Source organism: Pseudoalteromonas sp. S2893 (assembly GCF_005887105.1).
Taxonomy (GTDB): domain Bacteria; phylum Pseudomonadota; class Gammaproteobacteria; order Enterobacterales; family Alteromonadaceae; genus Pseudoalteromonas; species Pseudoalteromonas atlantica.
Window position 1 is genome coordinate 94,584 of sequence record NZ_PNCY01000001.1, and the last position, 20,471, is coordinate 115,054.

Below are 20,471 nucleotides of genomic sequence, written 5' to 3' on the forward strand. Positions count from 1 at the left end.
TGTTTATATTAACAAGCTGCACAGTACGTGCGCTTACAACTCAACATGTTTGAATTTATGTCTGAACCCCCTTTTTTGGCGCCTAAGCAACAACGCAGCCAACAAACCCATGAAAAACTAGTAAAAGCGCTGCATCACATTTTAAAAAGTAAGTTTTTTGAGCACATAAGTATAAAAGAGCTGGCCGATTACGCCGAGGTGTCGGTAGGTACGTTTTACCGTCGCTTTAAAAATAAAGAGTCGTTGCTGCCCATGTTGTATCAAGACTTTGGTATTGCATTAGATAACTGGGTAAGTGAGCTTGAGGCGCAGCATTATAAAAACTTAGACGATGTAGTTAACACTTTATGCCATAAAACCTATGTGTTTTTATCATCACAGCAGGGGGTATTTAGAACCCTGCATTTAAATTCGCGTTTACACAGCGAGTTATTAGGCAGTGATAAACACATAAACAGGCGAGTAATTTATCAGCGGTTAGCGCAATTAATTAGCCAAACAGATACCAAAGTGAGCGAAGCAGCGGCAGGTACGGCGGTATTTTTAATTGTCAGTTCATTGCTTGATAAAGTGCTGTATCACGATTTAACCCCTGCGATAGCCTGTGATTTATCGGCGCAGCAATACGCGCAAGAACTACCTAAAATTATTTTAGCTTATTTAGGTTAAACACCTTTAAACATACTCAAGGAGAGTAAAATGAAAATTACTGGAAGCTGCTATTGTGGTGAAATTAAATACCAAGCTCAGTCGCAAAATAATAACGTACTTGTATGTCATTGTAGCGATTGCCAACGCATGTCGAGTGGACCATTTAGAGCGGTAATTATGGCTGAGCCAAACTCGGTGGTATTTACTAAAGGCGAGCCAAAAGAGTATGTTAAAACAGCACAAAGCGGTAATAAACGCGCACAAGGTTTTTGTGGTACGTGCGGCACTACACTTTACGCAACCAACGAAGCAAAAGCTGATAGAGTGTACGGCCTGCGCATAGGGGCAGTTGATCAGCGTGATGAATTTACCCCAGCAGCGCAAATTTGGTCGCAATCAACGCTTACATGGCTAAACGATTTACACCAAGTGCCGGCTTTTGAAACTACGCCTCAATCATAAGCGCAATGGGCGCTGAGTAAATAAAACAACTTATTAGCCATGCCTTGCTAGTGGGAGAGTCCCACTAGCAGCTATTTTAATTACCCTTCCTTTTGTATTCTTCTTTATATTTAAATCTGTTTATTGTTGCTTTAGAGCGTTTTTTAACGCGAGTGATTAAGTATTTATGAGCTAAAGCGCTTGTGAATTATTTTCATATTTTATTGAAATATATGCATATGCCCTCCTTTATAAAAACACATTTCCACTTTTTTAAATATAAGTTTTTGATATTTATAAATATATATTTAATTTTTAGCTGTACCTATTTGGCTTGTTATTTGCTGATAAATTCTTATGGACTGCATATTTATTATGAGGTGAAACAAATGAGAATTTTATCTACAAGCGAAGTGGGGGCTGAATTGGAAGCGGCCAAATCACGTTTAAAAAAACTACCACACTGGAAACTCTCTGAAAAATTAGCCTTAGAGCTGCGCTTAAAGCAATTAAGTGCATATTTTAACGATTACAAAAGTTAGCGCTTAATTTATTAGCGTAAGAGATACGGAAATTAATGCCCTTGTTTAAAGCGGTTTTAAATAAAAATGTGGCTAAGGAAGAATAATGAAAAGCAAAAGATACTGTAAAACTGCCATTGTGTTAGTAACTTACCACTGCAATGAAGGTGTTATAGATCGGGTTAAAGAAATACAAAAATACGCCAGTAACTGCATCATAACCATTGTTGATAATTCAACGCAAAAGTACAAACAGAGGTATAATTTACGCCTAAGGTTAAAGGCGATTGACCCAAGCATCATTTATATTGATCACCAGCTAAATTGTCGATTTGCGGCTTATAACGTGGGGCTACAAGCTACGTTGAGTGACTTTGTGGTTTTTCGTACAGATGATGACGTATTTGATGAAAAGCACACTTTTAAACTAATAAACGAAGGCTTTGAAGAGGACTTTGTTTTTACTCCTTATTACTTTGATAACACAAAGAAAGTAGATCGCACCTATCAAAGACCGCTGGAAAGCATAATATTTAAAAAAGATTCTTTATTAGAGTTTTTACCCTTTGAAACAGCGCCAAGCAGTGATTGGCAGTTAATGAAAAAAATGTTTACTGCAAAAAGCAAAAAGGAAGCGCCATGGGTTCTTTTGTATAAAAAGCCGCACGGACGCGAGGAGCTTGCAGTATGAAACTTGCGATTATAGCTCACCCTCGATTTCCTATTAAATCGCCCTATGCTGGTGGGCTAGAAGCCTTTACTGGTGCACTGGTTGAATACTACCAATCAGTGTATGAGGTTACTTTATATGCTCACCCAGACAGCGAGGTTAACTGTAATTTAAAATCGTTTCAGATAGATAACAGCCAATATCAACAATACCCCGATATAGTTGAAAACGATTTTATGCTCAAAGTAATGGCCGATATAGCTAAAGAGCAGTTTGACGTAGTACATAATAACTCTCTTAATCCCATCCCCATATTGTGGGCCAGTAAACATAACATTCCCATGTTAACCACATTGCATACGCCGCCTTATTCAAAACTTAAAGCGATTGTGGGGCTGGCTTCTTACTCGCCGTTTATACACTTCACCGCAGTGTCGCATTCTTTAGCTGAGGCGTGGAAGCCCTTTATAAACGACAAAGTAGAAGTTACTTACAATGGCATAGACCTTAAACGTTGGCAGGTAACAAAGAACCCTCAAGATTATGTGTTTACTTATGGCCGAATATTACCGAGTAAGGGCATTGATATAGCAATATCTACAGCGCAACAAATGGGTATTGCTATAAAATTTGCCGGCCCCATCGCAGATAAACACTATATGGATGATGTAGTACGCCCTTTGCTAAGACCCTGCGATAGCTATTTAGGGCATCTTGATCACCACAGTATTAAACTCCAATTGGCAAATGCCAAAGCTGCTGTATTTGGTACCCGCTGGGATGAGCCATTTGGGCTTTCTACTTTAGAAGCTATGGCAACAGGTACGCCAGTGGTGTCGTTTAATCGCGGTGCGTTTGCTGAAATAGTCAGTGAAGGGGCAGGCGTACTGGCTAAAGGTAATAACGTAAACAGTTTAGCTGCCGCGCTTGAAGCTTCTTTTTCGTTAAATAAAAATGATGTAATTGAAAGCGCGCGTAATTTCCCTATAGCTAAAATGTGCAGCGAATACAGTAACATATTAGGGAGAATTGCATGAGAATACTAATGGTCGCAAGCCCTATAGTTTCTTTGCGACAACCTTTTAAGGGGGGGACAGAGGCCTTTGTTGCTAATTTAGCTAACGCACTTTGTAAAAAAGGGCACACTGTTGATGTGTTGTGTAAAGACGCTGATGAAGAAAACGAGTTTAACATTTTACAGTTAGATGAATCCCCCCTGCGCATGAAAGACAACATAACCACAGAAGAAGAAGGCCAAAAAACTGTATCAGGCCGCCCAGTTTGCGCTAATAGATAATTCGTATTACGACGTGGTGCATTACCACAGTTATTATCATGCGATATATGATGTTGCATTACTGCACAATATAAAAAGCATGATTACTTTACATGCCCCTGTATCACCAAAGCTTGGCTTAATACATAAGCTGCATAAAGCGCGTAGCGATCATCGTTATATAGCCGTGTCTAACCGGTTGTGTAAAGAGTGGGAGTCTCAGCTTGGTAGCGCAATTAAAGTGATTTCAAATGGCGTTACTATGCCCAAAAGGGAATGTGTACTAGAGGAAAATAAAGCCCATGATTTGTTTTGGATGGGGCGTATTAACGCCGAAAAAGACCTAGTATCGGCGATTCAAATAGCGCAAAAGTTACAGCGCAATTTATCTATAGCTGGCCCCATTGAAGATGAAGAATATTTTAAAGCTAAAGTCGAACCCTTACTTACAGACTCCATTTGTTATTTAGGGCATTTAAAACATGATGAGTTATTTATTGAGCTTGCTAAATCTCGCTTATTTTTAGCCACCTCTAAGTGGCACGAACCTTTTGGCCTAACCACCATTGAAGCGCTTGCTCATGGCATACCGGTTGTAGGCTTTAAAACAGCCATACCCGAAGAATTGCGATTTTCTAATGTGTGCACCGCACTAAACAATGTGGATGAAGCTGTATCAGCCATTAAAAAACTGGGCAAAATAACGCCGCAAGCGTGCCAATCATTCGCTAAAAACTTCGACTTTAACGTTACTGTTTCAAATTATGAGGCCGAATATGCAGCACTTATATGAGCCAAATTATGAGCCAAATTTACCGACTGTATTTTTTTATGTTCATCATCATGGCGCGGGCCACATTACACGCGCTGAATTACTTATAAATAAGCTTCAAAATAGCTATAACGTAGTGGTGCTCTATGGCGATTTAAAAGTCAAAATGGCTTTAAATAAAGTGTGTAAGCGGGGCGTTTTCGAAAAGCTGCCTTCAAAATGGGTAGGGCAAAGCTCAGTGCAAAGGAGCTATAACGCAGCGTTTGAAGGAATAGAATATAGCGAAGCGCCACTTGAGCGCTCTATAACTTTTAACTTATTAGCGCAGCAATACAAACCGGTATTATTTATAAGTGATGTATCGGCCGAACTCACTATTATGGCCAGAAGTATTGGTATACCTGTTTTAATGCAGCGCCATTCGGGTGATATTAGTGGCGACCCTACTCAAGTGTTTGCCTATGAATGCGCGACTAAATTATACGCCCCGTACCCAAAGCAGCTAGAAATACCTCACTACGGCTATTTTAATAAAACCCATTATTTGGGGTTTATATCAAAATACACAGATTGTGAAAACGCCTCAAAAACAGGTTTTGGCAATCATATTACTTTGCTAATAACAAATGCCCAAAGAGCGGCATTAATTGCACGTGTACTTACTAATTACACAGATCACGTTGAGGTTATTGGCTGCCACGGCGAGCCTATTAAAGGAGTAACCTATAAAGGGATGGTGGCTAATATAAGCCAAGCGATTACTGCAAGCGTTGTAGTTACAAGTGGTGGCAACAATGCAGTATCACAGTTGTTAGCACTGGGAAAAAAGCTGATTGTTATACCCGAAAACAGACCCTACCAAGAGCAAGATGAAAAAGCGCGTATGTTAGCTAAAAATAATCTTGCCGTGCATTTACCTTTTTCAGCGTTTTTACAGCAAAACAATGCCCTAATAGAGGCCGCATTAATTGATGCAAGAAAAACCAAAATGAGTAAAGCACAAATAATAAGTGATACAGAACAGTTTATTAGCGAATTTATTACGTTAGTTGAGGAGGTTGCAATTGAGCCATAAATTTTCAGTCGTTACTATTGTAAAAGGGCGTCACCAGCAACTTGCTAACCTTATTCATAGTATAGAAAATAGTACGCTGCGCCCAACCGATATGGTGGTGGTGTGGATGGATGAAAAAAACAGCCACAATGTTACCCCAAGCACGTCTTTTTTAACCAAAAATGTATATATGCAAAGCACAGGTTTACCCCTCGCTAAAGCGCGTAATACTGGGGTTGAAAATGCTCAGCAAAATAACGTTATTTTTATAGACGTAGACTGTATTTGCTCTCCCACACTTTTTGAAAATTTACTGACTAAATTAACCCATAAATTAGTGGTAAGTGCCAAGGCAAAGTATTTACCGTATGTGCCTTGTAATGGTAACTACGAGCTATTAGTAGAGGAGGCTGTTGATCATCCAAAACGCAAAAACCTGCCTATAAACGAAAATGTAGATTTTTTAACTTTTTGGTCTTTAATTTTTGCGATTAATAAACGTGACTTTAATAAAGTGAATGGCTTTGATGAGCAATTTATTGGTTACGGCGCTGAAGACACCGACTTTGCTATGCAGTGTAAAGTTAACAACATAAAGCTTAATTACATTGATGATTGGGTACTGCACCAATACCACGACAAGTTTACGCCACCTATAAACTACGCTGAAGATATTTGTAATAACGCCAACACCTTTGCAAAAAAATGGCAGTTTTTACCTATGTTTGGTTGGCTAAAAAAAATGGCCGTTATGGATATAGTTAAAATTGACGAAAAGAGCCACAGCGTTAAATTTTTAAAAAAGCCGACCCGCGATGAGATAGAAGCATGCCGCTCTACCTCGCCGTATTAAATGAGGTGTGCTGCATGCTAAAAGCTAAACAGCATAAAATGATAAGCAAATATTATTAATTGAAATTTTTTTAACCAAATGACTGTCTATTTATAAGACAGTCATTTGGAGAAAAATATGTGTAGTTCACCGAAAAGTAGCCGAGCAGTTAAAAAGTCAGCCATTAACTTTAATGACGAACTAACCCAAGAGCAGCGTTTGCGTTTTGCTGCAAAAGCTAATTTAGCACAGCTGCGCCGCGAGCAACGACAATCTGCTAATAAACGCTTTGAGCAAAAGCATCGCCCCGCAAAAAAGCCAGCAACGGGCTTGTTTTCATGGTTACAGCAGCTAGTAAGTTAACTATTATTAAGCGTGGTGTTTTTGCCGCTAAACCATCCACATGTAGCACATAACACACCTGCACCTGCACATAACCAAAGCGGCGCACTCCAGCTGCCGGTACTTGTATGTAGCGCCCCAGCTACCATAGGGCCAATAGCCGCCAACAAATAGCCAATACTTTGTGACATACCCGAAAGCGAAGCCGCTTGCTTGGAGTTATCGGTACGTAAGCTAATAAACGACAGCCCTAAAATAAAGCACGCCCCCGAGCTAAAGCCAAGTAGTAGCGTCCACACTAATGCAAAGCTTGGCATATAAAGTAGCCCTAGCGCACAGCACGCACTCAGTGATGCGAGTATAAAGCTAAGCGCACTTTGATCTTTTAATTTTCCTAGCAAAGGTATAAGCACAAGCCCAGGTATGGCGGTCGCAATTTGAAAAGCACCATGATATGCGCCTGCTTGCGTTGCGCTTTGGCCCGCTTCGGTGAGTATGCTAGGCAGCCAAGTAATAATGATGTAATTTAAAAATGAATTTAGCCCCAGTAACAAGGTAATTTGCCAAGCAAGTAGGTAGCGCCATACGCTTTTGTTAAGTGTTGAGGCCTGTGCTGTTTGTGCCGGTTTTGTGTGTTTATTTAATTGCGCCATCCACACAATTAAAGTGGTAATTGTAATGAGTGCACTTGCCCCTAATGCAAACTGCCAGCCTAACCCTTCATATTGGCTAAGCGGATAAACTAATGCTGAAAAGCCACCCGAGGCAATGCCCATAGTGAGTACATAAGCAGAGGTCATTACCGCCACTTTTGCCGCAAAGTCGCGTTTTATTATACTTGGTAGCAATACGTTAGCTATGGCAATACCTGCGCCTATTATGGCTGTGCCTACAAATAGCATAATGGATGAATTAACCACCCGTGCAGCAATACCCAGTAATATTAAAAATACAGCAAAAAACAATGTCCGCTCAAGCCCTTGGCGTTTAGCGAGGCTTGCAGCCATAGGCGATATAATGGCAAAGGAAATTAGCGGTAACGTGGTAATAAAGCCTGCTTGCGAAGCGGTTAAATTAAAATGCGCAATTATTTGTTCAAGCACAGGGGCAACCCCTGTAAAAGGCGCACGTAAATTGGCAGCAATAAGTAAAATACCTATAACAAGCAATACGCTTGAAAAGCGCGACATACCAGCATTACTGTGAGGTTTATGAGTCATTATTACAAAATAAATTAGCTAATTATTGGCGCTAGTATAAACAAATCAGCAGTATTATAATTTAGCTATACTGACATTAAATAACTAAAAACTGACAAAATATGTTTGAGCCTAAAGGGTGGGGATACCTACAAAACTACGAGCACATGGTACAGCCTATAATTGCCAAAGTAGATACCGCACAAGGCAGTAAAGAATACCCGTTACACACTCACCCTAAGGGGCAGCTAATTTTAGCGCTTGATGGTTATGTTACCTGCGAAGCGGCTAACAAAATGTGGATGGTGCCAACGCACAGCGCTATTTGGGTACCTGCAAACACTTTACACAGCAATCGCGCATCTGATAACGCCAAATTATGTTTTGTATTTATTGATGCCGATAAGCACGGTATGCCACAGCATACCTGTACGTTAGCAATAACGGGGCTGGTAAAAAGTTTAATGCTAAAACTAGCAAGCGAACACCAAGCCTATAATGAAGGCTCTAAAACAGCACGTTTAGCTCAGGTACTGTTTGATTTATTAATTGAAATGCCCGCCCAGCCGCTCGACTTTGTGTTATCTAAGCATTCGGTTATTCAAGCAATGGGGCAGCAGTTACTCGCACAGCCAAATAATCGTAAAACCCTTGCACAATGGGCACAAAATTTTGCATTAACCGAACGTACGTTGGCACGGCTTATAAAAAAGCAAACCGGTATGACCTTTGGTAAGTGGCGAATGCAATTACATATAATTACAGCGCTGCAGGCACTATCAGATGGGCAAAGTGTACAGCAAGTGTCGGCATTATTGGGGTACGAATCGGTGAGTGCGTTTATAACTATGTTTAAAAAGGTAATGGGAAAGTCGCCCACTAAATATATGGGCGATTTAAATTAACCTTTATACATGGTTTTACCACGTGTACGTAGCTGAAAGCATGGCGTTACGCGGTTTACCCGGGAAGTACCTATCGCCAGTAAAGCTGGTGTAATCAGCACGCTCTGCATAAGCTTCGTCGGTAAGGTTAATTATACGTGCAAGCACTTCTAAATTATTGGTAACTTGCCACTTTGCACGCAAGCTTAAAATATCATGCCCCTCGTAACTATGTAGGTTTTCTGGGTCGGTATAGTAACTACTTACGCTATGCCATTGCAGTGCAAGCGCTAGGTTATTAAAGGCTTGCCAGGTTAAATCAAGGTTAGCCACATTGCGAGGCGCGGTGTCTACGTTGTTACCGTTTATATTTAGCCCATTAATTAACTGATTATTGGTATACGTGTGCTTTGCATGCGTACCTGCAAATTGTAAGTTAAGCGTTTTGCTTAATGCATAATCTACTTCAAGCTCAATACCTCTGTGACGTGAACTGCCATCGTTAACGTTAAAGAAGTCGCTATCGCGATAAATAGTATTGTGTTTGCTCATAGCATACACAGCCAATGCGTAACTTACATTGCTGTAATATCCTTTTAAACCAAGCTCGGCATTATTGGCTATTTCGGGGTTTAAATCGGCGGTCGTTTGCTCGCGTTGTAATTGGTAAAGCTCTGCCGCTTGCGGCGCTCGGTAGCCACGGGAAAAGTTAGCGTATAGCGTATTGTTATTGTTGAGCTTGTAGCTCACGCCAAATTTAGGTGAGGTATTGCTAAAGCTATTTTTACCACTGGCTGGGCGACTATAACGGCAACCGCCAAAACCACATTCTGTGCCGTCTTCTGTTGTGCGCCCTGTGAGCATATTATTAGTGTAATCGTACTGCATATGCTCATACCTGAGGCCGGCGCTAATAAACCATTTATTTAATTGCCACTCAACTGATGCAAACGGCGCATACAGGGTTGCGTTTACATCGTAATCGTAGTGTTTGCCTTGCGGTACTGTGGCTACTAAAAATGCAGAGCCTTGAGTTGGCTCGTTTTGGCTTTGAGTAAAGTCGCTGCGAGTGTATTCGCCATCAAGCCCTAGGTTTACTTTTACATTACTTTGCAAGTTATGTTGATACAGTGATTGCACACCTATGCCTGTTTGACTGTTGGTTTCAAGCGGGGTGCCAGGTAAAAAATGCTTAAAAAAGTCCATGCTTTGGTCGCGCACATAAGGCGTAATAGAAAGCACATTGCCGTTTTTTAATTGCCACTGGGCGTTGCTCCACGCTCTAAATGAGCGGGCTTTTCTAAATGCATCGGGGTCAAAGTTTTGCTGTGCTATGTCTTCGTTTTTATAGCTTTCAAAACCCGTAATAAAGCCCGCAGTGTGCTGATCTAAATTTGTGTATGTAAGGCCAGAGGTAAGCAATAGGTTTGAGTGCTCAAAGCGGTGGCGAATATTTATTTTTTGCTGTTTAACGCTTTCATCATCACGGTAACCGGTATCGTCGGTAACACTGGCGTTTATGCCAATACCACTGTTGCCGTAGTCTTGCCCAGCGCGAAGCTTATAACGGGCATATCCGTATGAGCCATAATCAAGCCCGACTAATCCACCGCCTTGGGTTGTATCAGGGGTTATTACGTTAATTACACCGTGTACGGAGTTTGAGCCATACAGTGCAGAGCCCGGCCCTTTTAACACTTCAATACGCTGCGCCATTTCGCTATGCGCTTCAAATAGCTCGTTAATATTACAAAAGCCTGCAGCACGCAGTGCAATGCCATCTTCAAGGGTTAGTATGCCGCCACAGGCTGCCGCGCCCGAGAGCACCGGCGAGCGAAGTGCCGGTAGGTATTCTTGCCCATTACCGCGCTGTACGTTAGCACCTGCAATACGTTGTAACGACTCTTCAACATGAGTAGGTGCAATGCTATTTAACTGCGCTTCAGATAAAGTACTAATAGTAAGCGGATAGGGGGTAGCCAGTGCTTCTGTACGTGATGCGGTGGTTGTTATGGTTTCTATTGCATCATCGTTTTTATTATCAGCAAGTGCAACGTGGCTGAGTGGCAATAACAGCGGCAAAATATAAGGTTTCATACATTCCTTTAAGGTGAGTAACGCTTTATTAACGCCATGGTAAGGTGTTTTAAACAGTTTTTAAACCGCTTGCGTTAAAGTGCGCGTATTCTATATACCCGATAAGTTAGCGATAATATAAAGCAAGCCGCAGCGGGCACGGTTAAAGCAAGTAGGGCTAAGTGCTCATAAAGCATAAACCCGCACACTCCACCTAGTAAAAAGCCGGCAATAATAAGTATAAATATGACGCCTTTGCGGGTATCAAAGGGTTCACCTTTTAGCACTTTGCCTATCATTAAACCTAGGTCGGTAAAAATACCGGTTAAATGAGTGGTGCGCACTACTGCGCCGCTGTAGTTAGTGGCAAGGGCGTTTTGTAAACCACAGGCGGCAGAGGCAAGCGTTATGCCATAAACATGGGCGCGGCTGAGTAAATAGGCGCTTAAAAGCAGTAATAGGCCTTCAATAAATAATAGGGTGTCGTAATGGCGTCCCAGCTTTAACGAGCCGCCGGTAAGTAAAAAACCAGAAAGGGCAGAGCCAAGCATAAAGCTTAAAATTATACTCATTAGTAGTAACGCAGCAGAGGTACTGCTCATTAGTTTTATACCAAGTAAAGTAACACTACCGGAAAGGTGAGAAATAGCCTGATGCTCAAACCCTAATAACCCTACAGCATTCACAATGCCAGCAATAAAAGCGAGCGCAAACGCGCCGTACTCAACCCATTTTGGTAATTTAGTTAACATTGCCTACCTTATTAATGCACACCGAATTGCGCTTTATAGCGTTTTATTTGCTCATCAACGAGTGCGGTGTCGACCACACCGTGCTTAAAAGCAATATAAACAGGTAGGGCGTAGCCTTCAAGCTGCTTAGCATGAATGTTTTTATAGCCTTTTGAGTACCATAAGCCGGCTTGATAATTAGTAATTGCGTAGTCAACACGCTGTTTATCAAGCAAATCAAACGTGGCTTTAGTAGAGAGTGAATGCATAAAGTTGCTTTGTTTAATATTGTATTCTTTTGCCAGTACATTGGGTAATTTAACGCCTCTTAGCATAGCAATACGTGAATTTGATAAGTCATTATTAAGGGTTGCTTTTTCTGTGCTAAATAAACCAAATTGAGTGGTGTGTAGCGGCTCAGTGGTAAATTCTAAATATTGCGCACGCTCGGTATTATTAGCCAACGCAAAGTAACAATCGTAGTAACCTAACGACATTTCTTTTTTAATGCGTGCCCACGGTAAATGCACCACCTCAATGTTTAAATTTAAATTACGCTCTATAAAAGCTAAATAGTCTATGTCTATGCCCGTAAAGGTATGTGTTTTATCGTCATAAATTGTAAAAGGCGGGTAATGGGTAGTTGCACAGCGCAGCGTTTTATTAGGCGCGGCTAATAATAGCGAAGAAAAACTAAAAGCTAAAAGCAGCAATAATGTGCGCATGAATGTAAATCCGATTTTTTCTTATGTTAGTGTGTTTATTATACAGCTATATTCGGTTTTGAGGTGATGATCTATGTATTTTTTCTTCTCGTATAAGTTTAAATTTTAAGAGATAACCATGTTTAACGCAGAGCAGCAATCGCGAATTATAGAAATGGCGTGGGAAGACAGAACTCCCTTTGAGGCAATAGAGCAGTTATACGGGCTTAATTATTCACAGCTGGTATTGTTCATGCGAGAGCATATTTCAAAGGGTAGTTTTAAAGTGTGGCGCAAACGCCACGCAGGGCGTAAAACCAAGCATTTAAAACTGCGAGACCCAGCCATAATGCGCAGCCATTGCAAAACACAGTACAAGCCGAGATAAATAGCTGCTTGCAGTTTCATATGATGTTCAGGCGTGTTTGATAATCTTTAGCTATTAACATTATTAGAGATTATTTATGAAAGCGTTTTTATATACGGTTTTTTTAGCGGGTGCCTTGGTTAGCGTTAATGCACAGGCAAAGCCCGACAAAGACAATCACGGCCATAAAAATGGCCACCATAAACATCAGCAGCACAACTATAAAAGCAGTAAGAAACTATCTAAAAAGCAGCAAAAAAAGTTAGTGCGTGCTGGGTGGACGCCACCAGGGTTAAGTAAGCGTTACCATAGAGGCGATTACTTAGACCGCAATGTATATAAACAAGGCCGCGTTATTGAACGTTCTAGAGATAATGGTACAGTAAGTATAAAAATAGACAGTACAGTTATACACATGGTGCACGATACCCGAGAAATACTTTCAATTTTAACTCGTTAAGTACAATTTATAAGGATATTTAAATGCTCATTGCACTGGCTATAATCATTGGCTTTTTTTTATTAGTGACCTTATTACCTATGTCATACAGTCAGCACTACTTAGTGCGCAGCTGCGACTTCGTTCGACTACAGGTATTTTATATAGCCAGCACTGTTGCAATTATATCGTTTTATTTACTGTGGCAAAGCGGCAATAGCGGGTATTTGTATACTGCTTTAACCGCATTACTAACCATGGCATTACAAGGTAAGTGGATATTTCCTTACACTTGGCTTGCTAAAAAAGAAGTTAAAACGGCCTCAGTGAGCGAAGATCACAGTGTTAGAATCATGTCGGCTAATGTGCTTATGTCAAACCACAATAGTGAGCAACTAATCTCACTGGTTGATAAACACCAGCCCGATTTATTAATTACCCTTGAAAGCGACAGCTGGTGGGAAAACAAATTAGCTGTTCTTAAAAAAAACTACCCCTATTATATTGAATGCCCTAAAGACAACCGCTACGGCATGCATTTATACAGTAAATTTAAAATTCTTGATGCGCAAATATGTGAGCTCATTGAAGATGATATTCCTTCAATTCATATCCTGTTCGAAAACAATGAAGGCCTTGAAATGCAAGGGCACTTTATACACCCCGCGCCACCAAGTCCCACAGAGGAAGACTCATCGCGCCCACGTGACTCAGAGCTAATAATGGTCGCTAAAGCACTTAAAAAGCCAACACGCCCGACCATTGTAGCCGGTGATTTAAACGACGTGGCATGGTCGCGCAGCACCCGTTTATTTATGCAAATAAGTGGTTTTTTAGACCCACGTAAAGGCCGTGGTTTTTATAACACCTTTCACGCAAGTTACTTTTTTATGCGCTGGCCGCTCGATCATTTATTTCACAGCCAAGGGTTTAAAGTAAAGCGTATTAAGCGCCTTGCTAAATATGGCTCCGACCACTTTGCACTACTTACCGAGCTGGTGTATGAAAACGCCAAGCAGCATTCATTAGAAGATAAATCAGACGAGCTTAAGCAAGAAGAGATACAAGAACTTGCTATGAGCAAAGCCGATAAACGCAAAGTACCAAGGTTTGAAAAAGAGTCGTAGCTATTAGCTTGTGTAGGTCGTATAAGCGAAGCGCCATCCGACACAGTAAAATACCTTGCCAATTATAATCAATATTTATGTCGTCGAGTGGCAGGAGAGTGCCAATTGCAAACAGTGGTAACGTCGCAGTAACTTACGAAGCGTCAAGTTGACTGCTTTTTCTCACGACTAACCCAGGAAGCAACAGCGAAAGAGTATGCAACTGTGTCAGAACCATGACCACGCTTCCCCTCTTTCAGTAAACTTGTTACATCTAGCACGATTTGATTTCCATCGGCAATCTCACCTGTCATTTGCATGATAGTAGTTTCGAAACTTTTCATTAACTGTGAAGTTGACATCATTATTTTATGATCTTCGGCAGCTTCATGTGCGATAAAGTTTCTTGCTTTTCTTGCACCATGAATCTTTTCTTCTACCCAATCAGGCAATCCATGCTCATCAATGAGTAGTTTTATCTTAGCATGCAAAGTACCTGACTTGACTAGCTTGCATACCTCATAAGAGAACTCACTCTCCGATTTTTCAATATCAAAAAGGTGGGCTAACGCTCTACAGTTACTTTCAAATTCTGTAGCATATGCCAACGCTCGTCCCAATACAGCATAAACCGCATCTGATTCTTTTGTTCGTTCTGGCATTGGCAATAGCGGATGGTTCATAGACTTTTAACTTTTAAATAAGGGGCGCAGAAATGTGGGGCATAATGGCGAAGCCGCCTGCCTGTTTGTGCCCCAGCTCGCCTGCGGGTGACATAATTTTTGTTAGGTGACATTTAAAATTAATGGCCCTTTTCTGGTAATTACGTGGATGAACTCATTGCCAGTCATGATAGAAAAATGCCTAAGTTCACCTGGCGTTGTGTCATAGATTAAAGTCTCTGATTTTAAATATTCTATGAGACTGGAATTTTGATATTCTCCAACTACACCACTTTCCCTGTTAGCATGAAAATCTTTTGAATGATCACATTCATCGTAAACTTGATATTGAATCGTATCTGAAAAAACAACAAGGAATTTCTTAGGATCTGTATGCTCTTCTGAAACCCTAGAGCTTTCACCTAGCGTCAGAGTCAAGAGCTTGCCCTGATACTGAAGGTTTTCCAAGTACCAACACTGATAATTGTGAATATCTAAACATGTTTCCATTATGGCTCCTAACGCCGCATTAAGCGGACTAAAATAGTGGGTTGAAATGTGTAGCGTAGCGAAACCTAACCCGCTGTTTTAGTTCAGTTTAAATGCCTTGTTAGATTTTCACCAAAATGTTGGATGCAAGTTTGTTGTAACAATAGTATCTCCAAGTTTTTCAAGATTACACTTTTCACATAACATCTGGAGATTACTTGAGTCATTAACACCACCTAAATTAAGTGGCACCATATGATCTATTGCTAACTTTCCGCCAGTATGAAAAATTGAACTAAGATCAGTTTTACAAATTGCACAAAGACCTTTCTCTCTACAGAATAAGGCTCGTTTAAGCCAAGCAGGCCAATATGTAGCCCGTTTTAGTACACCATCTCTTTTCAAAACGTTGTGGAAATCAATAACCTTTAGACCTGATATCTCTTCTGCTATTGACTTATTAAACTCAATCAAGAAACATCGGTCAGAAAATAGTAAATTAAAAACTTCAGTTTGAATTAATGGCGTTAATTCTGTTGAAGCCATATTGAGTAGATATTCAGTATTGTATTCAAAAAAATCTGCTTCGTCTTCAACCCACTCAATACCAACACTCGTGTAGTATTCCTCTGGTGTTTTTAGAGGTATTTTATACTCTTCACACCATTGAGTAATTTCATCACCACTACATTCATCTCCTCCTGCATCCATAAGATAAAAATAAAAATATCCATTTATATAATGCGTAATGTAATCATGGAGTAAGGAATTTTTAATCGGTTTCATAACCTGATTTTCGAAATCCGACGCTATTTCTAGTGGAGGATCGCAATAACCATCAAACACTGCGGCTCTAACTTCATCTGCCAGTTTATAGCTAGCGCAAAATTTAAAATCATGATGTCTTGGAAACAAATATTACTCCCGATGTAATGTTGAAATGCACGAAAATCTAACAATTTAATAGTGCGCTCATCGCGCATATTTCTGCCGACTCCAAGCTCATTTCTCTGCATGATATAGTTTTAGCAAATAACCTAAGGTATTACTATTACTAAGTTTTCTAAAACTTTAAAGAAAAGATAAATAGAACAATATGCGCTCGACGCTCATTTTCATGAATATATGCGCAAAGAGCAGTTTAACCAATCTATTAACGACGAAGTTTAGCCAGCCTCAATGAACGCTCCTCGCTCATTATTGTCTGTCATTTTTAGTCTATCCATCAAATCTTTAGGTTTTGTACCAGCTTCTATATATCAAATCTTAGCGCTAGGTTTTACAGAGTTTATCGAGCTATCTGAACTCACAATTTTAAACAATATACTTGGGCTTTTACTAAATAAGCTAAATTGGGAAGTGAAGTTTTAGGTGTGAATTTTTAAGCAAAATATAGCCTTTAAATGCATTACACTTAGCGCCTATACCCATAAAAAAGCCTAAAAGTGATTGCTCACCTTTAGGCTTAATAATATTTTTTAAAACACGTATAAATATTTTTTTAATACGTGTATCTCAGGTGCAGCTAAATTAGCTATTGATCATAATACATTTGATATTCACAAATTCGCGCATACCAAAGCCGCCGTGCTCTCGGCCGTAACCACTTTCTTTAACACCACCAAACGGTAGGTTTGGTTGGGCAAGGCCGTAACCGTTAATATTGATCATACCGGTATCAAAGTGCTTTTTAGCCAGTTCAATGGCTTTTTTCTCATCTTTAGAGAAAATACCACCGCCTAAACCATAGCGAGAGTCGTTGGCGATGCGCATTGCATCGTCGTTATCTTTTGCTTTAATGAGCGAGGCTACAGGGCCAAATAACTCGTCATCGTATGCTGGCATGCCCGGCGATAAATTATCAAGAATAGTCGGTGGGTAGTAGTAACCTGTTTGCGATGGCACTTCACCGCCTGTTACTACATTTGCACCTGCTTCAACGGATTGCATTACTTGGTCGTGAATTTTATCACGTAAATCTTCACGAGCCATTGGGCCTAAATCGGTATCTTCGGCCATTGGGTCGCCCATTTTTAGTGCTTCAAATTGCGCTTTAATTTTTTCTTTAAAGTCATCATATAGTGACTCTACAACCACAAAGCGTTTTGCCGATACACAGGTTTCGCCGTTGTTGATCATGCGCCCTGTAACGCAGGTTTCAACAGCAAGGTCTAAATCTGCATCATCAAGTACTAAGTAGGCATCGTTACTACCAAGCTCAAGCACTGTTTTTTTAACGTATTTACCTGCTTCTTCAGCTACTTTTTTACCGGTAGCGTCACTGCCTGTAAATGTTACGCCGCTGATTGCTTTGTGTGAAATAAGCGCGCTGGCAGTTTTGCCATCAATAAGTAAGTTGCTAAAGCAATATTCAGGGAAGCCCGCTTGTTTAAACAGGGTATCGATTTTCTCTGCCATACCAAATACATTACCGGCATGTTTAAGTACGGTGGTATTACCGGCCATAATGTTAGCGGCACTGTAACGAATTACTTGGTAAAGCGGGAAGTTCCAAGGCTGAATACCTAATAAAACGCCCGTTGGTTGGTAGCTAACAATAGCGCGGCCACCATCCATATCGCGCTCTTCATCGCCAAGTACTTGTGGGCCGTTTTCGGCTGTGTAACGACAAATACCAGCGCACAGTTCAATTTCTTGAAAACCTTGCTCGTACACTTTACCCATTTCTTCGGTCATTAGCTTAGCAATGGCTTCTTTTTGATCTTCAAATAAAGAGGCTAGTTTATTTAAATACTTAGCACGCTCGGTAAATGAGGTTTGGCGCCATTTTAAATATGTTTCGTGAGATTTTTCTACTACTTGTTCAGCTTCCTCTTGAGAAAGCAGCGTGTAGGTATCAATGGTTTGTTCAGTTGCGGGGTTGATTGTTTTAACTGTGTTACTCATTTTTATCTCCTTACAAATTAGTTATCAGTAAGGGTGCAAACACAAAGCCAGTTTGTTTTATAAAGTAAAATAGAGCTTAAGTTATTGAATATTAGTCGCTTTAAATTTAATTGTGGGATGTAAATAAAAAGCGAGTGATGAGCAAGCAGTAAAAAATACTGCTTTATGCAAATTTTACAGCCTTAGTTAAATAGTTGCTGTGCTATTTGTTTTAGTAGGTAAGTTTCACGAATGATAGACAGCCCTTGTTTTTCACTAAGGCTCATTGTGCGCTCGTTGTGTGCAATGGCGTCGTATATATTGACCCATTTAGGCGTCATACCATTTTGTTGCTCGTAATGTTCAAGCTTTGCTTTGCCAAGCTCTTTGTCTGTATCGCATAAATAGCAATACGACTGTATATGTATAATATCAAAGTCGTCTTTGTACCAAGGGCGGTACTCTTCGTATAACCCAAAAGGTTTAATAACCTGTATATTTTGCGCGCCAGTTTCCTCGCTAAGCTCTCTTATTAACCCTTGCTCTAGGGTTTCACCTTCATCTACACCGCCGCCGGGTAAACTGTAGTCTTCGTAGCGATTGGTATACATTAATAAAATGTGTGCATCTTTAATCACAATGGCGCGGCCTGTGCGGCGGGTAAATTGAGTGCCTTGGTTTAAATTTATGCCAGGGTGGACCATTGTTTTTAATAATTGCATTTTGTCTCCTTTTTAAAAGCAAAATTATATCAGCTGGTATACTTAGGCGAGTAGTAAAAATAATTCTAATTATTTTTAAAAATTATGATCGGTATGGCTTAAGTTTACGTACATACTCGGTTGTTAAAATTAAACGTTAAAAGACTCAATAGTTTAATCATTTTTAAGAGATTCTAGTAGCCCCTTTTATTTGCAAAATAGGGTGCGTAGAATAAGAAGAAAAGCATAGGGATTTATCATGTTAAACATACTTTTAGTCGATGATGACGTTGAATTTAGTGACGTTGTTTGCCACATTGTCGAATTCCTCGGGCACAACATTTGTACTGCAACTAGCTTAAAAGAAGCACATCAATGGTTTGAAAATAATACCTTTGATCACGTATTACTCGATTTTATGCTGCCAGATGGCAGTGGTCTTCATTTACTCGATCATTTAAAAATGATTGGGCAGTCTCCAAAAGTGACGCTTATTTCTGGCCACCCTTCAGTAAAAGGGATTTTGGCAGACATGTGTGAGCAAGATGTTGGGCATTTATTAAAGCCGTTGCAACGCGAAGACCTAGAGCTGGTATTAAACGGCCCTAAAAAAACAGCTAAAAAAGCTAAAGTTCCGGCGATTACTCGCCATTTTAATAGTTTAATTGGTGAATCAGAGCCAATGCAAAAGCTTTACACCATGATAGAGCGCGTAGCTAAAACCAATGCTAACGTGATGCTAATGGGTGAAAGCGGTGCAGGTAAAGAAGTGGTCGCCCAAGCAATTCATAACGCAAGCCAATGCGAAGGCCCTTTAGTGGCGAGCAACTGTGGTGCTTTGTCTAAAGAGTTAATAGGTAGTGAGTTATTTGGCCATGAAAAAGGGGCTTTTACAGGTGCAATTGCCCGTAAAGAAGGGGTGTTTGAGCAAGCAGACGGCGGTACGTTATTTTTAGATGAAGTAACCGAAATGCCTATAGATATGCAGCCAAACTTACTGCGTGTGCTTGAAACTAAAAAAGTAACACGTGTAGGCGGCAATCGTGAACTGCCTATAAACTGCCGCGTTATTTCTGCGACTAACCGTTCGCTGACCGACTTAGCGCAAAACAATATTATTCGTGAAGATATTTACTTTAGGCTTGCGGTTTTTCCCATTGATATTCCTGCGCTGCGTGAACGAAAAGAAGATATTCCACTGCTTGCGAAAGCCTTTTTAGAGCAGCTTAACGATGAAAATGGTACTTCGTTTTATTGGCACAACGAGCAGCTAAAAGAACTACAGCAATACGAGTGGCCAGGCAATGTGCGTGAACTTCGCCACGCTATCCATCGCGCCTTTATTATGAGCGACCCACAATCGAGCGAAATTACACTTCCGGATAACTTAGAGTCGCCGTTTTCGCGTGTAAATACGCAAGTGGCCGACAACCATGTTTCGGCAGGGCAAACCATTGAAGAAGTTGAAAAAGAGTTAATCCACGCCACGCTAGATAAGGTGCAAGGTAATAAAACGCTAGCTGCGCAAATGCTAGGGATCAGTACAAAAACATTGTATAACCGATTAAACGCATACGGCGGAATTGGAGAATATAAATAACCTGAACTCTGAATAATAAACCTATCTCTAGCAGCTATTTTCAACGTTAACTGCGTTTAATTTGCTTG

At 40.5% G+C, this 20,471-nt stretch carries 24 protein-coding genes; 15 read left to right on the forward strand and 9 right to left on the reverse strand.

Annotation, left to right across the window (positions count from 1 at the left end; genetic code table 11):
- Nucleotides 1-27: 27 nt before the first annotated feature.
- The 10 genes from CWC04_RS00440 (at nt 28) to CWC04_RS00480 (ending at nt 6,580) form a co-directional block, all read left to right on the forward strand.
- On the forward strand, nt 28-669 hold the full coding sequence (locus tag CWC04_RS00440) for a TetR/AcrR family transcriptional regulator (protein ID WP_138684347.1): 642 nt from the start codon (nt 28-30) through the stop codon (nt 667-669).
- Nucleotides 670-699: 30 nt separating this feature from the next.
- Nucleotides 700-1,113, forward strand: coding sequence for a GFA family protein (locus CWC04_RS00445; protein WP_004588484.1), 414 nt, complete (start codon nt 700-702; stop codon nt 1,111-1,113).
- Between the two features lie 368 nt (nt 1,114-1,481).
- The gene (locus tag CWC04_RS19630) at nt 1,482-1,634 is read left to right on the forward strand and encodes a hypothetical protein (RefSeq protein WP_024031649.1); all 153 of its coding nucleotides are present in this window, start codon (nt 1,482-1,484) and stop codon (nt 1,632-1,634) included.
- Nucleotides 1,635-1,719: 85 nt separating this feature from the next.
- On the forward strand, nt 1,720-2,304 hold the full coding sequence (locus tag CWC04_RS00450) for a glycosyltransferase (RefSeq protein ID WP_121637043.1): 585 nt from the start codon (nt 1,720-1,722) through the stop codon (nt 2,302-2,304).
- Nucleotides 2,301-3,320 (forward strand): glycosyltransferase, encoded by a 1,020-nt coding sequence (locus CWC04_RS00455; protein ID WP_138684348.1) that lies wholly within the window; start codon nt 2,301-2,303, stop codon nt 3,318-3,320. The genes CWC04_RS00450 and CWC04_RS00455 overlap by 4 nt, the downstream gene beginning before the upstream one ends.
- A complete protein-coding gene (locus CWC04_RS00460) occupies nt 3,317-3,580 on the forward strand; it encodes a glycosyltransferase family 4 protein (protein WP_138684349.1) in 264 nt (87 codons plus the stop codon). Before CWC04_RS00455 ends, CWC04_RS00460 begins: the two co-directional genes overlap by 4 nt.
- Before the next feature lie 16 nt (nt 3,581-3,596).
- Nucleotides 3,597-4,352, forward strand: a complete 756-nt coding sequence (locus CWC04_RS00465) for a glycosyltransferase (protein WP_249326002.1) — start codon at nt 3,597-3,599, stop codon at nt 4,350-4,352.
- Nucleotides 4,336-5,406 carry a glycosyltransferase gene (locus tag CWC04_RS00470; protein WP_171038547.1) on the forward strand — a complete coding sequence of 357 codons (1,071 nt, stop codon included), beginning with the start codon at nt 4,336-4,338 and terminating at the stop codon, nt 5,404-5,406. The genes CWC04_RS00465 and CWC04_RS00470 overlap by 17 nt, the downstream gene beginning before the upstream one ends.
- A complete protein-coding gene (locus CWC04_RS00475; RefSeq protein ID WP_164521609.1) occupies nt 5,396-6,238 on the forward strand; it encodes a glycosyltransferase family 2 protein in 843 nt (280 codons plus the stop codon). The genes CWC04_RS00470 and CWC04_RS00475 overlap by 11 nt, the downstream gene beginning before the upstream one ends.
- Before the next feature lie 117 nt (nt 6,239-6,355).
- Nucleotides 6,356-6,580: a hypothetical protein gene (locus CWC04_RS00480; RefSeq protein WP_138684352.1), complete on the forward strand. Its 225-nt coding sequence runs from the start codon at nt 6,356-6,358 to the stop codon at nt 6,578-6,580.
- Here CWC04_RS00480 and CWC04_RS00485 read toward each other — a convergent pair.
- Nucleotides 6,577-7,779, reverse strand: a complete 1,203-nt coding sequence (locus tag CWC04_RS00485) for an MFS transporter (protein ID WP_249326000.1) — start codon at nt 7,777-7,779, stop codon at nt 6,577-6,579. The genes CWC04_RS00480 and CWC04_RS00485 overlap by 4 nt on opposite strands.
- A gap of 101 nt (nt 7,780-7,880) precedes the next feature.
- Between CWC04_RS00485 and CWC04_RS00490 the strand changes: the two genes are divergently transcribed.
- Complete coding sequence (locus CWC04_RS00490; RefSeq protein WP_138684353.1) at nt 7,881-8,663, forward strand: AraC family transcriptional regulator; 783 nt, start codon at nt 7,881-7,883, stop codon at nt 8,661-8,663.
- Between the two features lie 15 nt (nt 8,664-8,678).
- Here CWC04_RS00490 and CWC04_RS00495 read toward each other — a convergent pair whose 3' ends face one another.
- The 3 genes from CWC04_RS00495 to CWC04_RS00505 all read right to left on the reverse strand — a co-directional run bounded on the left by CWC04_RS00495 (nt 8,679) and on the right by CWC04_RS00505 (nt 12,174).
- A complete protein-coding gene (locus tag CWC04_RS00495; protein ID WP_138684354.1) occupies nt 8,679-10,739 on the reverse strand; it encodes a TonB-dependent receptor in 2,061 nt (686 codons plus the stop codon).
- Between the two features lie 74 nt (nt 10,740-10,813).
- Nucleotides 10,814-11,470, reverse strand: coding sequence for a YoaK family protein (locus CWC04_RS00500; protein WP_138684355.1), 657 nt, complete (start codon nt 11,468-11,470; stop codon nt 10,814-10,816).
- Between the two features lie 11 nt (nt 11,471-11,481).
- Entirely contained in the window at nt 11,482-12,174 is a 693-nt protein-coding gene (locus tag CWC04_RS00505) for a substrate-binding periplasmic protein (protein WP_138684356.1), read from the reverse strand.
- A 118-nt stretch (nt 12,175-12,292) separates the two neighbouring features.
- Here CWC04_RS00505 and CWC04_RS00510 point away from each other — a divergent pair, with 118 nt between their 5' ends.
- The 3 genes from CWC04_RS00510 (at nt 12,293) to CWC04_RS00520 (ending at nt 14,086) form a co-directional block, all read left to right on the forward strand.
- On the forward strand, nt 12,293-12,541 hold the full coding sequence (locus CWC04_RS00510; protein ID WP_004588496.1) for a TIGR03643 family protein: 249 nt from the start codon (nt 12,293-12,295) through the stop codon (nt 12,539-12,541).
- A gap of 76 nt (nt 12,542-12,617) precedes the next feature.
- Nucleotides 12,618-12,980, forward strand: coding sequence for a hypothetical protein (locus CWC04_RS00515; protein ID WP_024031662.1), 363 nt, complete (start codon nt 12,618-12,620; stop codon nt 12,978-12,980).
- 23 nt (nt 12,981-13,003) lie between these two features.
- Complete coding sequence (locus tag CWC04_RS00520; RefSeq protein ID WP_138684357.1) at nt 13,004-14,086, forward strand: endonuclease/exonuclease/phosphatase family protein; 1,083 nt, start codon at nt 13,004-13,006, stop codon at nt 14,084-14,086.
- 143 nt (nt 14,087-14,229) lie between these two features.
- Here the strand turns inward: CWC04_RS00520 and CWC04_RS00525 are convergent, their stop codons facing one another.
- The 5 genes from CWC04_RS00525 to CWC04_RS00545 form a co-directional block, all read right to left on the reverse strand.
- Nucleotides 14,230-14,748 carry a hypothetical protein gene (locus CWC04_RS00525; RefSeq protein WP_138684358.1) on the reverse strand — a complete coding sequence of 173 codons (519 nt, stop codon included), beginning with the start codon at nt 14,746-14,748 and terminating at the stop codon, nt 14,230-14,232.
- A gap of 102 nt (nt 14,749-14,850) precedes the next feature.
- Complete coding sequence (locus CWC04_RS00530) at nt 14,851-15,237, reverse strand: hypothetical protein (protein WP_138684359.1); 387 nt, start codon at nt 15,235-15,237, stop codon at nt 14,851-14,853.
- A gap of 108 nt (nt 15,238-15,345) precedes the next feature.
- Nucleotides 15,346-16,131 (reverse strand): HNH endonuclease, encoded by a 786-nt coding sequence (locus CWC04_RS00535; RefSeq protein ID WP_138684360.1) that lies wholly within the window; start codon nt 16,129-16,131, stop codon nt 15,346-15,348.
- 615 nt (nt 16,132-16,746) lie between these two features.
- Nucleotides 16,747-18,123, reverse strand: coding sequence for an NAD-dependent succinate-semialdehyde dehydrogenase (locus tag CWC04_RS00540; protein WP_055254734.1), 1,377 nt, complete (start codon nt 18,121-18,123; stop codon nt 16,747-16,749).
- Between the two features lie 182 nt (nt 18,124-18,305).
- Nucleotides 18,306-18,824, reverse strand: coding sequence for an NUDIX hydrolase (locus CWC04_RS00545; protein WP_138684361.1), 519 nt, complete (start codon nt 18,822-18,824; stop codon nt 18,306-18,308).
- A gap of 238 nt (nt 18,825-19,062) precedes the next feature.
- Here CWC04_RS00545 and CWC04_RS00550 point away from each other — a divergent pair, with 238 nt between their 5' ends.
- Complete coding sequence (locus tag CWC04_RS00550) at nt 19,063-20,403, forward strand: sigma-54-dependent transcriptional regulator (RefSeq protein ID WP_024031667.1); 1,341 nt, start codon at nt 19,063-19,065, stop codon at nt 20,401-20,403.
- Nucleotides 20,404-20,471 lie beyond the last annotated feature (68 nt).

Bases quoted from the DNA above. Each gene is read 5' to 3' on its own strand.
- CWC04_RS00445 (WP_004588484.1), top strand. From the start codon at position 700: ATGAAAATTACTGGAAGCTGCTATTGTGGTGAAATTAAATACCAAGCT.
- CWC04_RS19630 (WP_024031649.1), top strand. From the start codon at position 1,482: ATGAGAATTTTATCTACAAGCGAAGTGGGGGCTGAATTGGAAGCGGCC.
- CWC04_RS00450 (WP_121637043.1), top strand. From the start codon at position 1,720: ATGAAAAGCAAAAGATACTGTAAAACTGCCATTGTGTTAGTAACTTAC.
- CWC04_RS00455 (WP_138684348.1), top strand. From the start codon at position 2,301: ATGAAACTTGCGATTATAGCTCACCCTCGATTTCCTATTAAATCGCCC.
- CWC04_RS00460 (WP_138684349.1), top strand. From the start codon at position 3,317: ATGAGAATACTAATGGTCGCAAGCCCTATAGTTTCTTTGCGACAACCT.
- CWC04_RS00470 (WP_171038547.1), top strand. From the start codon at position 4,336: ATGCAGCACTTATATGAGCCAAATTATGAGCCAAATTTACCGACTGTA.
- CWC04_RS00480 (WP_138684352.1), top strand. From the start codon at position 6,356: ATGTGTAGTTCACCGAAAAGTAGCCGAGCAGTTAAAAAGTCAGCCATT.
- CWC04_RS00485 (WP_249326000.1), bottom strand. From the start codon at position 7,779: ATGACTCATAAACCTCACAGTAATGCTGGTATGTCGCGCTTTTCAAGC.
- CWC04_RS00490 (WP_138684353.1), top strand. From the start codon at position 7,881: ATGTTTGAGCCTAAAGGGTGGGGATACCTACAAAACTACGAGCACATG.
- CWC04_RS00495 (WP_138684354.1), bottom strand. From the start codon at position 10,739: ATGAAACCTTATATTTTGCCGCTGTTATTGCCACTCAGCCACGTTGCA.
- CWC04_RS00500 (WP_138684355.1), bottom strand. From the start codon at position 11,470: ATGTTAACTAAATTACCAAAATGGGTTGAGTACGGCGCGTTTGCGCTC.
- CWC04_RS00505 (WP_138684356.1), bottom strand. From the start codon at position 12,174: ATGCGCACATTATTGCTGCTTTTAGCTTTTAGTTTTTCTTCGCTATTA.
- CWC04_RS00510 (WP_004588496.1), top strand. From the start codon at position 12,293: ATGTTTAACGCAGAGCAGCAATCGCGAATTATAGAAATGGCGTGGGAA.
- CWC04_RS00515 (WP_024031662.1), top strand. From the start codon at position 12,618: ATGAAAGCGTTTTTATATACGGTTTTTTTAGCGGGTGCCTTGGTTAGC.
- CWC04_RS00520 (WP_138684357.1), top strand. From the start codon at position 13,004: ATGCTCATTGCACTGGCTATAATCATTGGCTTTTTTTTATTAGTGACC.
- CWC04_RS00525 (WP_138684358.1), bottom strand. From the start codon at position 14,748: ATGAACCATCCGCTATTGCCAATGCCAGAACGAACAAAAGAATCAGAT.
- CWC04_RS00530 (WP_138684359.1), bottom strand. From the start codon at position 15,237: ATGGAAACATGTTTAGATATTCACAATTATCAGTGTTGGTACTTGGAA.
- CWC04_RS00540 (WP_055254734.1), bottom strand. From the start codon at position 18,123: ATGAGTAACACAGTTAAAACAATCAACCCCGCAACTGAACAAACCATT.
- CWC04_RS00545 (WP_138684361.1), bottom strand. From the start codon at position 18,824: ATGCAATTATTAAAAACAATGGTCCACCCTGGCATAAATTTAAACCAA.
- CWC04_RS00550 (WP_024031667.1), top strand. From the start codon at position 19,063: ATGTTAAACATACTTTTAGTCGATGATGACGTTGAATTTAGTGACGTT.